Below are 13679 nucleotides of genomic sequence, written 5' to 3'. Positions count from 1 at the left end.
CAATAATGAAAACCGTCTTCATTCTCAGGAAGGGTTTCTCCCGTGAAGATCGCGTTCGTCGGCAAGGGCGGCAGCGGCAAGACGACGTTGTCGTCCCTGTTCGTCGCGTCGCTCGCCGACGCCGGCGCGCCGGTGCTGGCCATCGACGCCGACATCAACCAGCACCTCGCGGTGGCGCTCGGCGCGACCGAAGAGGAAGCCCTGGCCTGGCCGACGCTCGGCGACAACATGGCCCTCATCAAGGACTACCTGCGCGGCGACAACCCGCGGATCGCGGACGCGGCGTCGATGATCAAGACGACGCCGCCGGGCCGCGGATCCCGGCTGGTGCGGCCGTTCGAGGACAACCCGGTGTTCGACAGTTGCTTCCGGCAGCTGGGCGGCGTGCGCCTCGGCGTCACCGGCCAGTTCGACGAGGACGACCTGGGTGTCAAGTGCTACCACTCGAAGGTGGGCGCGGCCGAGCTGCTGCTGAACCACCTGGTGGACGTCGAGGGCGAGTACGTCGTGATGGACATGACGGCGGGCGCGGACGCGTTCGCGTCGGGGCTGTTCACGCGGTTCGACGTGACGTTCCTGGTGTGCGAGCCGACAGTCCGCAGCGTGGGCGTGTACCGCCAGTACGCGGACTACGCCCGCGACTTCGGCGTGCGGCTCGTGGTGGTGGGCAACAAGGTGACGGACGCGGAGGACGTCGAGTTCCTGCAGGAGCAGGTCGGCGGCGCGTTGCTGGGCTGGCTGTCGGCGTCGGGGCACGTGCGGGCGGCGGAGCGCGGCAGGGCCCGCCCGATCACCGAGCTGGAGCCCCGCAACCTCGCGACGTTGCGGTCGATGCGGGCGGCGGTGGACGCGGAGCAGCGCGACTGGGCGCGCTACCAGCGGCAAGCGGTGGAGTTCCACCTGCGCAACGCCCGGGCGTGGGCCGGAGCCGACCTGGCGTCCCAGGTCGACCCGGAGTTCGTGCTGGGCCCGGGGTTGTCGGTCTAGTCGTCCTCGGCGTCGGCTTGCCGGGTGCGTTCCCGGGCGATGTCGAGCGCCCGCCGGGCGGTGGCCTCGTCCGGGTACGGCCCGAGCAGGTCGATGCCGCGGCTGCGCTCGAGGTGCTCGACCTCGTTGGTGCGAGTGTTGTAGTACCAGCCCTGGTCGGGGTTCGGATCTTTCGCCATGGTCTTAGGTTCGCACCCCCGGGCCCGCCTGTCAGCGCTTGTACCGGTAGGGGATCTCGGTCGGCTGCCCGGTCGGGCCGAAGTCCTGCGGTCCTTCGGTGGCTTCCTGGTTCTCGGGGAACTCGTCGAACCAGCCGCGCGGGGTGCCGCGGGGTGGGGTGGCGGGTTCCTGGTCCGGTTTGGAGGGTTGCGGGAGCGGGGTGTCCCGGCCCGGGAAGACGGGGCGGGCGTTCGGCGCCGGGGCGGGGGTGGTGCCGGGGCCCGGGAAGACCGGGCGGGCCGGGGCCGCGTGGCGGGTCGGGAGGGGGTGGGGGGTTGATTCCGGGCCGGGGAAGACTGGTTTGGGGCGGGTGTTCTGGGTTGGTTGTGGCGTCTGGTTGGGCTGGCTCCACGGTGGGGCTGGGGGCTGGGCCTGCGGGTGTGGCTGGGCGGGCTGCTGCGACGGCTCGGCGGGCCGTTGTGGCTGGCTGGGCTGGGTCTGCGCGGCAGGCTGCTGCGGCTGGACCGGTTGCGACGCCTTGGCCGGCTGCTGCGGCTGACCGGACTGGATCTGCGCGGCAGACTGCGGCTCGACCGGTTGCGACGGCTCGACCGGCCGTTGTGGCTGACCGGACTGGACCTGCGCGGCAGACTGCAGCGGCTGGACCGGCTGCGACGCCTCGGCCGCCTGCGGCGACTGGACCGGCTGCGACGGCTCGACCGCCTGCTGCGGCTGGCCAGGCTGGGTCTGCGCGGCAGACTGCTGCTGACCGGGCTGCGACAGCTCTACCGGCTCCTGCGGCTGACCGGACTGGATCTGCGCGGCAGGCTGCTGCGGCTCGACCGGTTGCGATTGCTCGACCGGCTGCTGCGGCTGACCGGGCCGGTTCTGCGCGGCAGACTGCGGCTGACCGGGCTGTGACGGCTGGGCAGGCTGCATCTGCGGCGGCTGGGTGGGCTGCCCGTACTGGGCCGCCGGCACACCTGGCTGCGGCGACTGACCGGACGGCGCCTGCGACGACTGGACCTGCTCCGACTGGGCAGGTCCCCCCTGCGGCAACGGAGCAACCTCCGACGGCATGACAGGCGACTGCTGGACGGCACCGGGCAGTTGGGGCGGCGACACAACCGGCACCTGCGGCTGCGCAGCAGATGGCGCCTGCTCGTGGGGCGGCTGCGCGGCCGACGCTTCGGGCTGAGCCCCCGCAGGTTGCGGAGGCGCCGCAGCACCAGGTTCCGAGGTCGGCTCATCAGCAGGCTGCTGCGTCACCGCAGGCTGCGACAACTCCGCGGCAGCAGACTCCCGCAGCTCCGCAACACCAGGCTGCACCGACTCCCCACCAGCAGGCTCCTGCGACTCACGGGCACCGAGTTCCGACGCACGCACATCGGCAGGTAACTGCGGCTCGGGCTCCTCTGAAGCGCGCTGCGACGGCTCCGCAGCCTCCGGCAGCTGCACATCCCCAGGCTGGGCAGCAGCCGCACCATCAGGCCGCGGCAATTCCTCAGCCGCAGGCTGCACACCCCCGGTGCCCGGCTGCTCCGAAGCAGCGACCTCCTCCGGCTCTCCACCAGCGCGCAGCAACGGCTCCGCGGCGGCGGGCACCGACGGCTCCACATCCCCGGCCTGCGGCTGCCCCGCAGCCTCAGGCCGCGACAACTCCACACCAGCGGCGTCCCGCGAGCCCCCACCAGCGAACCGCGACGGCTCCACAGCCGCGGGCTGCGGCGCCTCCACGGCGGCAGGCTCGTGCGCCCCTCCTGCAACGGGCTGCGACCGCTCCACGCCCTCGGCCTGCGACGGCTCCGCGGCACCAGCCTGCGGCGATTCCCCACCAGCGAACTGCGGCTCCGCGCCGGCAGCCTGCGACCGCTCCACGCCCTCGGCCTGCGACGGCTCCGCGGCACCAGCCTGCAGCGATTCCCCAGCAGCGAACTGCGGCTCCGCGCCGGCAGCCTGCGACAGCTCCACATTCCCGACCTGCGCGCCACTCACAGGCTCTGGAACACCCGGCCCCCCAGCGGGCGCCGCCTCAGCCACACCAGGCCCACCGCCCGAGAGACCCGGCTCCTCAGCAACCGCAGGCCGCGACGGCTCCAAACCGCCAGCCGGCTGCGGCTCCACAATGGCGGCTCCCTGCGACCAACCATCAGGCTCCAAGGCGCCGCGCGGCGACTCAGCAACGCCAGGCTCCGCCATCGGCACCTCAGCAGACTCCTGCGGACCGCCTGCTACCCCCGCCTCGAACTGCGGCTGCTCAGCGACCCCAGGCTCAACCTCAGCAGACAGGCCGGCCGCGCCTACACCCGACTCCACCTCGGCAGACTCCGGCCGCCCCGCTGCCGCAGACCGAGCAGTCCCCGGCGGCACCACAACCCCCTGTGGCTGGGTGACCGGCCCGGCCTGGAAATCGGGCGCGACCGGATGAACCGCCTCGCGACGCCCCGACGGAGCCGAATGACGTCCCTCCCCCTGACTCCACGCAGTACTCAAACCCGGCTCCGGCGCGGCCGGCGGCGGCTGCGGGACCGTCCGCCACACCGGTGCCGGGCCGATGTTCATCGGGGCCGGCGCCTGACCAGGCCGGGCTCCCGGCGGCGGCGGCACCGGCCGGGCCGCCGGCTTCGGGATCGGGTCCAGGGATGACACCAGGACCGTCGTGTCCAGGGGGTCCTCCACCTTGCGGCCGCTGCGCTCGCGGTAGACCATCTCGCCGTCCGCGTCCATCTCCACCAGGTAGCCCGCCTCCGCGAGCTGCTCCTCGTCGAGGTCCGCCAGCCTTTCGTAACGCGAGGGCACCACCCGGTAGATCGGCCACGCCAGCGCCGCGTGCTCCGCGTGGAACTGGGCCAGCAACGCCGCCATCTGGTGCTGCCACGGCAGCGACATCCCCTCGGCCAGCGACCGGGGTAGCACCACATACCCCTGGTCGACGCCGGGGTAGCCCTGGCTCAGCTGGTCGGCCAGCGGCGTGCTGGACGCGGGGCGCGCCGACTGCCGCGGCGGCTGTGGCGCGCCGAACAGCTCCGCCGGGTCCTGGCCGGCTTTGCCTCGCTTGCCGAATTTGCGTCCCACGTGCTCATCCTCTGCCAGTACGCGGCCACCTGCTCGTGGAAGCGCCGCGACGTCGGGTGAATCGGCCGATTCGTGTCAAGGCCCTCGCGACCCATGCTAAACGCCGGGGCGGACCGCCTGCGGCACGACTTCGTGCTCGTCGAACGAGAACGCCCGCGTGTGCACCGGGACGCCCGTCTGCTGGGCCTCGACGACCTTGCCGTCACCCAGGTACATCATCACGTGGTGGATGCTGTTCGGGTCCGACGGATCGGTGGACAGGAAGATCAGGTCACCGGGCTGCGCGTCCCGCACCGGCAGCAACGCGCCGGCGTGGTACTGGTCACGCGAGACTCGCGGCAGGATGATCCCCGCCGACTCGTACGCGCGCAGCATCAGGCCCGAGCAGTCGTACGCGTTCGGGCCGGTCGCGCCCCACACGTACGGCTTCCCCTGCTCACCCAGCGCGAAACTGATCGCCTTCGCCGCGGCCTGGCTCGGCGGCAGCAGCTGGCCCAGCCCCTGCCCGCAGGCGACGACGTCGACGACCTGGCCGACGTTCTGCACCAGCGTCGCCGCCATCGGCTCCCACTTGTGGTAGCGGTCCGGGAAACCCGACCGCTCCACGGCCTGGGCGGCGTCGCCCGGGCGGCGGTTCTCCCAGTCCGGCACCGCCAGCAGGACGTCGTAGAACTTGTTGACCTCGTAGTTCGGGTTGGTGACCTGCTCGACCGAGCCCCAGCCCATCGACGGGCGCATCTGGAAGATGCCGAGGGAGTCGCGGTCGCCGTAGGTCAGGTTGTGCAGGCCCGACTCGGTCATCCCGGCCTGGATCGCGACCTGCCACGCGCGCGGCGCCAGCGTCCGCTGCTTGCCGATCGAGATGATGAGCGCGACGATGCCGCGCTGCTCGTCGTCGAGCTTGGACGCGTCGACCGTGCCGCGGTCGCCCTGGCCCGGCTGGGTCGGTCCGACCGAGGCGTCGCAGCTCATCAGCGACACGCCGCGGGCCTGCGCCTGCTGGTTGTCCAGCACGACCTTGGCGGCGATGGCGGTCGCGACCAGGGCGCCGATCGCGACGAACGCGATCAGTCCCAGCCACAACCCCAGCCGCCGCACGGTCAGCTCGCCTGGTCGTAGTCGGCGACGCGCCAGCCGGCGTTCGTGTTCACCACCGTGATGGCCAGCTTCGGCCCGTCGGTCGGGATGGTCAGCTGCACCGAGCTGGTGTAGGACGTGCCGACGACCGGCTCACCGGTGACCTTCGTCGCCGGGATGTTCGCCGGGTCGACCGACGCCATCACCGGCAGGTACTCCTCGGTCGTGTACGGCTTGAGCTTGGCCAGCCACTGCTCGGAGGTGATGCCCGCCGGGTGGTCGACCCAGGCCGCGGCCCAGCTCTTGGCGACGCGGACCGCGTCGGCGTTCGGCGCCGTGGAGGTCGGGGTGGCCAGCGGCGCGGACAGCCGCGTCGGCAGGTTCGACGTCGGCACCGGCGCGGCGACCCCGGGCGGGGTCGCCGTGACCGACGTCGTCGTGCCCGGGGTCACCGGCGCCGCCTTGGCCTGCGGCTTGCCGACCACCTTCGGCAGCACGATGCCGAGCGCGGTGACCAGGATCGCCAGGAAGACCAGCGTGCCCATCAGGTGGCGCGGCGAGCGCAGCGGCCAGCCCCACAGGCGGCGGTAGACCGCGGCGCGGCCGCGGTTGGTGCGGATCGGCATCGGTCACCGCCCCATCAGCTGGTCGGTGTCCCGCGGCTCTTCGCGGACCTCGATGCCGCGCGAAGGCCGGTACAGCACGAAGACCGGCTTGCCGGCGACGACTTCGGGGTCGACGCGGCGCGGCTGCGCCCGCACACCCGGCGGCCGCGGCGGTTCGGACGCCGCGTAGCCGTTCAGGTCGGCTTCGGGCGCGCGCATGTGCGACGGCACGACGACGGGCTCGGGCTCGTCGGTCCAGCGCCGGTCGGCGACCGGCGAGGTGTCGACGCGCCGGCTCTCCTCCCGGCGCAGCGTGGGCCGGCCACCCGGCCCGACGACGACGTAGTCGCCGGGGTCGCCGTTCGCGGGGTTGTACTGGCCGAACACCGGCGAGCCGGGACGACCGCCCGCGGGCAAGGCACCCGCGGAGCCACCACCGGCGACGGCGCCCGGCCAGGGCGCCCCGGACCAGGCGGCGGCGGGCCGGGACGCGCCCGAAGCGTTGTCGAGGCGCTGGGCGTTGGCGAAGATCGTGGCCTCCGGCCGGAACCGGCCACCGCCGACGGTGGCACCCATCGGCCCGCGCTGCTCGCCGTCGACGACGTCGTCGGTGTCGCGCACGTGCTGCCAGAACTCGTCCTGCGACGTCGGGCCGTTCTTGTTGCGCCGGAACCGGGAGAAGATCCCGCCACCCGGCGACGGCACGGCGGCGCCGACCATGCTGACCGACATCTCGACCATCTGCCACAGCCGCCGCACCGGCCGCCCGACCATGAACAGCAACACGGTGATGAGCCCGGCGAGGACCATCTGCGTGAGCATGTTCAGCGAGTTGCCGGCGTCGAAGATGGCTTGCAGCAACAGGGCGTGCACACCGGCGAGCACGGAGAGCACGACGAGGTTGAAGGCGACACCACCGGCGACCTTGAGCACGCGGCGCAGGATCTCCGGGTGCAGCAGGGCGATCAGGCCGATGAGCGGCGCGGTGAGCGCGAAGAGGCGGATGAGGACCTGGGCGAGCAGGACGCTCGCCTTGGCCAGGAGCTGGAAGAGGGAGTAGACGAGGGCTTGGCCCAGCGAGAGGAAGCCCGCGCCGGTGCGGCCGCCGGCTTCGCCGGTGAAGTAGCCGGTGGCCGGGCCCAGTTTGGTGGAGATGTCCTTGTAGGCGTTCTTCTTGCCGTCGATGACCTGCTGGTTGGCGTCGTCGCCGCTGCGCAGCTGCCCCCACGTGAACGCCTGCGCGTCCAGCAGGGGCCGCCCGAACTGGTCGGCCTGCGGCGCGGTCGGCGAGCCGAACTCCCCGCGCAGCCAGTTCTTGTAGACGATCTCGTTGTGCAGGTTCGTCGGCAGCACGTGCCGGATCACGCGGTTGTCCGCGTCGTCGACGAACCCGGCCTGGATGTTCGTCGTGGTCTGGACGATCGCTTTGTCGATCGGGTCGAAGTACCGCAGCATCGCCAGCGAAGACGCGGCGAGCCAGACGCCCGCCAGCGCGTACAACGCCCGTTTGCTGACCGCGGCGAGGTCGCCGCGCCAGATGTTGCGGAACAGCATGATCGACATGACCAGCGCGACCAGCCCGAACAGCTGGGCGTAGATGTTGTTGTAGACCTTCTCCGCGCCGGACTTCACCGCGCTGTAGAGCGGGTTGAGCAGACCGCCCTCGAGCACGGTGTAGTGCAGCGAGTTCGTCGCGCCGACGATGTTCTTGCCCAGGTTGAACAGCTGGTTGCCGCCCCAGGTGTCGAGTGTCGAGCCCGCCGGGGTGATGTTCAACCCGGAGCAGTTCGTCTCGAAGGTGTTCCAGACGAACCCGGCGTAGCTGTAGTCGACGTACGGGCTGCCCGCCTCGCCGTGGCCTTCGGCGGGGTCGATGGCGCCGACCATGCCCGCGCCGGGGCGTTCCGGGTTCGGCGCCTCACCACAGGCCGCCGCGCTCGCCGCCGGCGCGGTGACGATCGCCTGCAGGCCGAGGATGACCATGACGGCGAACATCGTCGCCTTGCGGCCCGGCGTGCGACGGCCCGGCCGCGGACCGGCCTTGATCCGCCGCTTCAGCGAGTGCCACCCCGCGGCCAACGTCAGCAGCACCGCCAGCGTCAGCACGGTGTTCATGCGGCGTCCCGGCCGGTGCCGCCCTTTCCACCCGTGCGGGCGTGCTGGCCGCCCTGGCCGTTGCCGTTCGACGACTGGACGCCGCCCTCGACTTCGCCCGTCTCCGATGCCAAGGGGTCCGGGGCGCCCAGGAGGTTCTCGTCGGCCAGGCCGACCTCCAGTTCCGCCGCCAGCTCGAAGTCCTGTTCCAGCTCGATGTCGTCCTCCGGCGGGGTCGCCACGAACGGCTTCTCCGGGGCCGCCCCGTTGGGCGGCAGGGCCAGCTCGTTGCCCGGACGCCGTGATGACGCCGCGTCCTTCGAGCCCGGCGTCGTGTCCATGACCGCCCGCAGGTGGTCCAGGTGCGGGCCCGAGAAGTCGACGCGGATGCGCTCCACGCCGCCCGCGCCGTCGCCGAAGATGAACTGGCGGGGCTCCACGTCGCGCTCCAGGCCTCGCTGCTGCGAGCCCGGGCGACGGCCCAGCGCCGCCACGACCTGCTCGTAGCCCACGCCCACCGGCACCTTCAACAGCCGCAGCGCGTCCGCCTGGGCGTCGTCGTCGTCGAGACGACCCACGAACACCGAGTCCAGCAGGGCCACGAAACCCTGGATCTTCAGGAAGTCCGCCGGGATCTGCGAGGACAGCAGCACCCGGACGTTCCACTTGCGCGAGTCACGCGCGAAGCGGTTCATCAGCACGCGCCCGGTCGGGACCTCCGACAGGAAGAACGCCTCGTCGATCCAGACGCCCTTGCGCATCTCCTTGGGCTTTTCGTACACCGACCGCTGGGTCAGCCACGCCGCCAGGTTCAGCATCTCGACGCCGAGGCTCTCCGCGTCGGTCCAGTACTCGCGCGGGACGCCGTCCTTCGGCAGGGTCAGGCCGGCCATCGTCAGCACCGTCAGGCGGTCGTCGCGCGTCTCCGCGTACGGGTCCGCGTCCGTCTCCGGGATCAGCAGCGCCATCCGCTCGCGCATCTCGTCGAGGAAGTCCGCGACGACGCCCGCGTGCTCGTGGTGTTCCGAAGAATCCCGCCGGAGCGCATCGATTACCTGGCCCGGATCCGCGTCGAACCGGCCACCGACCGTGCGGACCGCGCGCAGCAGCACGATCCGGGTCTGCGCCATGCGCGACACCTCGTACGGCAGGACACCGGTCAAGACGTCCAGCACGAGACGACGGCGGGTGGCGCCCGCGAGAGCCTTCTCGCGGCGCCAGGAACGCTCGGGATCGTCCTCGTCCATGAAGTGCTCGATGAGCGGCTCGGCGACCACCCGGTACGGGTTCAGGATCCCCGGCTGGGCGTTGAGCAGGTTGATCGGCCGCGCGTACGGCCGCATCTCCGGCAGGTCGCACAGCCGTGACAGCGGCCCGGACGGGTCGAGGATCGTCCAGTTCGCCCCCGCGCGCAGTGTCTTGTAGACGATGCCGCCGCCGAGGAACGACTTACCACCACCCAGGCCGGCGACCATCGCGGTCAGGCCGGAGCCGTCGCGGATCTCCTGGGCCATCCACGGGTCCCACGCCACCGGGCGCCGGGTCGCCGTGCACGTCTCGCCGAGCAGGATGCCGCGGCGGTCGCCGACCTCCGCGGTCGCCGTCGGGACCGCCGAGGACGCCCAGACCACCGAGCCGCGGCGCATGTACGCCGCCGACGCCAGCGGCTCGCCCGGGATGAACTCGCGGGCCAGCGCGTACTGGGCTTCGGGGTGCTCGATGGCGATCTTCGGCTTGTACAGGTCGAGCAGCTGCTGGGCCAGGCGCAGCGCGTCGCGCTCGGTCGGGCCGGACACCGCCAGCCGCCACCAGGACCGGACGCGGGTGGCCAGCGCGGTGAAGCCCGACGTCATCTCGTCGTCGATCTCCAGCACGCGCCCGGCCTGCCGGGACAGCGACTGCGGTGGCTCCAGCTCGTGTTCGTCGGTGTAGTGCTTGACCTGGGAGCGCACCTTGTTCATCTGGCGCTGCAGCTCGCCGGCGACTTCTTCGGGCCGCCGGACGTAGATGCGCGCGGACACCTCGACCGCGGCGGGCAGCCGGTCGGCGTGCTGGATCCACGGGTCGTCGACCTCGGGGATCTGCAGGCCGTGCATCTGCCCGACGGTCAGGACCGCCAGGTGCCGCGAGACGCCGGCGTTGGAGCCGGTGCGGCCGCGGACGGTCACCGTCGGCGCGTACGGCTCGGCGTAGTAGTCGGCGGCGTCGGTGAAGCTGGCCAGGTCCTCGGGCTCCCACGCCGCGCCGGGCACCGCGGGCATGTTCCGCGGCGCCGGCAGGCCGAGCGAGCACGAGCGGTGCATCAGCCAGGACATCTCCTCGGCGTGCACCGGACGGCCTTCCAGCCCGGCGCTGCCGATGACCTGGTCGAGGTGCTCGACCTCGGAGTCGAGCGCCGTCAGCTCGGCGTCGACGGCCTCGGGCAGGATCTTGCGCAGCACCGGCGCGGCCCGCTCGACCGCGCGGTCGACCATCCGCCGGGTCTGCACCTGGACGCCGATGTAGACCTCTTTTTCGGCCATCGAGCGGCCCATGAGCTGCTGCTGCTCACCGATCAGGTAGTCGTCGAACGACATGGCGCCCGGGACGTCGTCCGGGCGGCCGTGGGCGTTGTAGACGTGCGCCTCGGCCCACATCCGGATCGGGTACGGCCGGTTGGTCACGCGCAGGTGCAGCCAGCGGCCCTGCAGCTCGGCGTACTGGCCGGCGATGGCCGCGACGAGGTCGCGCCGCTGCGAGTCCGAGCGGAACGACCAGCGCTGGGGCGCGAGCCGGTACCAGGCGTAGACCTCGAACCCGGTGCGGACCAGGTGCCCGTCGATGCTTCGCACCGCGATCGACGGGGTATACGCGGGTATCGCCTGCTCTCCGGTCAGGCGACGGCCCTTGCCGCCCGCCGAACCGTTGCGCGGCGCGCGGACCTGCTCGGGCGCTTGCCACGCGCCCGAGTGTGCGTCCCGACCCTGCTTTCCTCGGCTACCGCCGCGACCGAACAACGACTACCTCCCGGCCCGGGCCGCGCTGTGCCCCCGGCGCGCTCGTGGTGTTCCCTGGACGCCACCCGGCTGGTGGCCGTGGTGCTGGTACTGCCGTCTCCGGCGGTGCTTCGGCAGCGGGCGCTCGGCCCGCATCCGGACGCGGCTGGCGCTGACGGCGCCGCCCGTGCCCGTGGTCCGCTCTCTGGGGGTGTTCAGCTCGCGGCCCGCCATCGCGACCACGGTGCCCAGCGGGCGCTCGTGGCTGATCTTGGCCGTGAGGAGCCGGGTGATCACGATGGTGGCGACGAACGCCCACGCCGTCGAGAAGAACCCGAAGCTCCACCCCGCCCAGCGTTCGATGCCGAGGACGACGAAGAACGCCGGGATGCCGATGAGCCACGCCACGTAGCGGGCTCTCCAGGGAAAAGTCGCTTTCGGCGGGCCGAGCCACACGGCGTCGACCCGGTAAACCTCGTCATCGGTCCTGATGCGCACGCCGTCCGCCTCAGCCCGTGAACAGGCCGGCGATCCACTGGCCCACGTTCACGCCCGCGCCGCTGACCGCGAGGCCGATGATGGCGAGCGCGATGACCACGCCGGCCAGGCGTCGCATCACGCCGGCGTTGTCGCCCTTGCCACCGCCCAGCCAGAGGAGAAGGAGGGCGACGGCCAGCAGCACCAGGGGGATGATGTTGTCGATGAGCCAGGTGCGCACGTTTCCCGTGCCCAGCTCGCCGGCGGCCAGCGTGTCGAGGGTGGTCAAGGTCATCATCGCGTTACTCCCGGTGCGCGGTGGGGCCCGCGCGGCTCTGGCTCAGGCGGTGCTTCGAACATAATGGGGGCTACGAGGGGTAGTGGTCAAAGCGCGCTGCGTAGATGACGGCTGGCTTGTCAACCGGTGTGGCGGGCAGGGCACACGAAAACTCCACGCCCACCATCATCGCGGCAAGGGCCCTCGGGTTAAAGAGAGGGCACCCATACTTCTCAGTGTGCTGACGAACTCACCCCATTGCCCGGGATTTGCTCACTGTGGGTACTGACGCCGTGGCCGTTGTGCGGCCCGGAACAGTGTGACATGACCCGAACGGCCGCGTCGCGCGAGTCCGTTCTGTGACGGCCCTTCGGCCGGTCGGCGGTCATGTCGATCTTGACCGCCTCCGCTGTCCGTCACATTGTGCTCAGGACTTCACACACTTTTCACTACATAGCGTGATCTTGGTCATCAGGAGCGGCGCTTCGCGAAGACACCTTCCGGGAACGCGCCGGCCTCGACGACACGACGGCTGAGGCCGCGGCCGAGCTCCTCCAGCCGGGCCAGCTTCTCCGGCCCGAGGTGCCGCCACGGCGCTTGCGACGCGGCTTCGGTGGCCGTCTCGACCCGGTCACGGACGGCGACGCCCTCTTCGGTCAGCGCACCGTCGGCGTCGAGGAGGCCGCGATCGGCCAGACCGGCTTCGGCGGCGGCCCACTGCTCGTCGCTCCAGCCGCGGGTGAGCTTGGCCGTGGCGGTGGTGAAGCCCAGCCCGGTGGCGACGTGCGTGACGAGTGCTTCGACGCCGCTGAGGCCGTTGAGCACGAGGGCGGCGATGTGGCCGTCGCCGCGGTGCTCGCGCAGGAGGGTCAGCGCGTGCCAGAGCACGAGGTGCGGCTCCCCCGGCCAGCCCAGCCCGGCGTGCGCGGCGTAGAGCGGGCGTCCTTCGGCGGTGCAGCCGGCGCTCGCCTCGCGGGCGAGCTCGGCGGCCTCGGCGACTTCGTCGCTCTTGACGTGGTCGCCGAGCAGCCGCGTCAACGCCTTGTCGACGCCGTCGAAACGGGCTTCGAGGACCTGCTCGGGCGTCGCCAGAGTCCAGGCGCGCGGGATCACGCGGGCGACGACCTCGGGGTTGAAGTTGTAGAAGGTGGCCGCGACGACCTCGGGCCCGACGGGCCCCATGGCGGCGGAGCGCCCGGCGAAGTACGGCATCCGCCCGGGTCGCAGGCCGATGCCGGTCAGCGCCGCGTCGACTTCCGGCGCGAAGTACGCCAGGGAGTGCAAGGAATCGAAGGCCGCCTTGAACCGCTTCTCGTCACCCGCCATGGCCGCACCCTACTCCGCGGTAACCCCGCGGGGAACCGCGGCCGCGCCCGGCTTCAAGCGCCCCAATGTGGCGTTGGGCGCGCTCAACGCACCCAATGTGGCGTTCGGTGCGCCCAACGCACCCAATGTGGCGTTCGGTGCGCCCAACGCACCCAATGTGGCGTTCGGTGCGTCTGACGCACCCAACGCCACATTGGGGCGCTCGGGTGCGGGAGGGGCGGACGAGCCGGCATGTAAGCCGGATCCTGTTCCCCGGTCGCCTCGCGGCTTCCGGGGCGGCGGCCATCCATCTCGGCCTGCCGTCGCCGGCAGGCTCCAGCGGCCTACCCGCAGGCTCGGACGGGCCGTCCTCGAACGCCTGCGCAGAAGCCCGGGGGCTTCCTCTTGGCCTTGCTCCGGGTGGGGTTTACCTAGCCACCCCGGTCACCCGGGGTGCTGGTGGTCTCTTACACCACCGTTTCACCCTTACCCCGGCCCGAAAGCCGGGGCGGTCTCTTCTCTGTGGCACTGTCCCGCGGGTCGCCCCGGGTTGCCGTTAGCAACCACCCCGCCCTGTGGAGTCCGGACTTTCCTCGAGCCGGGTCGCCCCGGCTCGCGACCGCCCTGCCAGCTCGTCCGCGGAGCAGA

10 protein-coding genes and 1 other RNA gene are annotated in these 13679 nt (G+C 71.9%); 2 read left to right on the top strand and 9 right to left on the bottom strand.

Annotated features, from left to right (window positions below; translation table 11 throughout):
* Nucleotides 1–42 precede the first annotated feature (42 nt).
* Entirely contained in the window at nucleotides 43–987 is a 945-nt protein-coding gene (locus tag M8542_RS27685) for an ATP-binding protein (RefSeq protein WP_257923170.1), read from the top strand.
* Here M8542_RS27685 and M8542_RS27680 read toward each other — a convergent pair.
* Nucleotides 984–1166 carry a hypothetical protein gene (locus tag M8542_RS27680; protein WP_257923169.1) on the bottom strand — a complete coding sequence of 61 codons (183 nt, stop codon included), beginning with the start codon at nucleotides 1164–1166 and terminating at the stop codon, nucleotides 984–986. The genes M8542_RS27685 and M8542_RS27680 overlap by 4 nt on opposite strands.
* Nucleotides 1167–1530: 364 nt before the next feature.
* Between M8542_RS27680 and M8542_RS27675 the strand changes: the two genes are divergently transcribed.
* Nucleotides 1531–2067, top strand: coding sequence for a hypothetical protein (locus M8542_RS27675; RefSeq protein ID WP_257923224.1), 537 nt, complete (start codon nucleotides 1531–1533; stop codon nucleotides 2065–2067).
* Nucleotides 2068–4317: 2250 nt separating this feature from the next.
* On the opposite strand, the gene M8542_RS27665 is transcribed toward M8542_RS27675, so the two are convergent.
* The 8 genes from M8542_RS27665 to rnpB all read right to left on the bottom strand — a co-directional run bounded on the left by M8542_RS27665 (nucleotide 4318) and on the right by rnpB (nucleotide 13666).
* Nucleotides 4318–5304: a C40 family peptidase gene (locus M8542_RS27665; protein ID WP_443642361.1), complete on the bottom strand. Its 987-nt coding sequence runs from the start codon at nucleotides 5302–5304 to the stop codon at nucleotides 4318–4320.
* A gap of 17 nt (nucleotides 5305–5321) precedes the next feature.
* On the bottom strand, nucleotides 5322–5924 hold the full coding sequence (locus M8542_RS27660) for a hypothetical protein (protein WP_257923167.1): 603 nt from the start codon (nucleotides 5922–5924) through the stop codon (nucleotides 5322–5324).
* A 3-nt stretch (nucleotides 5925–5927) separates the two neighbouring features.
* Nucleotides 5928–8018 carry a magnesium transporter gene (locus tag M8542_RS27655; RefSeq protein WP_257923166.1) on the bottom strand — a complete coding sequence of 697 codons (2091 nt, stop codon included), beginning with the start codon at nucleotides 8016–8018 and terminating at the stop codon, nucleotides 5928–5930.
* Nucleotides 8015–10993, bottom strand: coding sequence for an ATP-binding protein (locus tag M8542_RS27650; RefSeq protein ID WP_257923165.1), 2979 nt, complete (start codon nucleotides 10991–10993; stop codon nucleotides 8015–8017). The genes M8542_RS27655 and M8542_RS27650 overlap by 4 nt, the downstream gene beginning before the upstream one ends.
* Before the next feature lie 3 nt (nucleotides 10994–10996).
* On the bottom strand, nucleotides 10997–11470 hold the full coding sequence (locus tag M8542_RS27645; protein WP_257923164.1) for a hypothetical protein: 474 nt from the start codon (nucleotides 11468–11470) through the stop codon (nucleotides 10997–10999).
* Between the two features lie 10 nt (nucleotides 11471–11480).
* Nucleotides 11481–11747: a hypothetical protein gene (locus tag M8542_RS27640; RefSeq protein ID WP_005166545.1), complete on the bottom strand. Its 267-nt coding sequence runs from the start codon at nucleotides 11745–11747 to the stop codon at nucleotides 11481–11483.
* 450 nt (nucleotides 11748–12197) lie between these two features.
* Complete coding sequence (locus M8542_RS27635; protein ID WP_257923163.1) at nucleotides 12198–13052, bottom strand: SCO6745 family protein; 855 nt, start codon at nucleotides 13050–13052, stop codon at nucleotides 12198–12200.
* Between the two features lie 218 nt (nucleotides 13053–13270).
* Nucleotides 13271–13666, bottom strand: an RNA gene (rnpB, locus tag M8542_RS27630) — RNase P RNA component class A.
* Nucleotides 13667–13679 lie beyond the last annotated feature (13 nt).

This window comes from Amycolatopsis iheyensis (assembly GCF_024703995.1).
Lineage (GTDB): Bacteria > Actinomycetota > Actinomycetes > Mycobacteriales > Pseudonocardiaceae > Amycolatopsis > Amycolatopsis iheyensis.
This window is presented reverse-complemented; position numbering and strand designations above follow the sequence as displayed.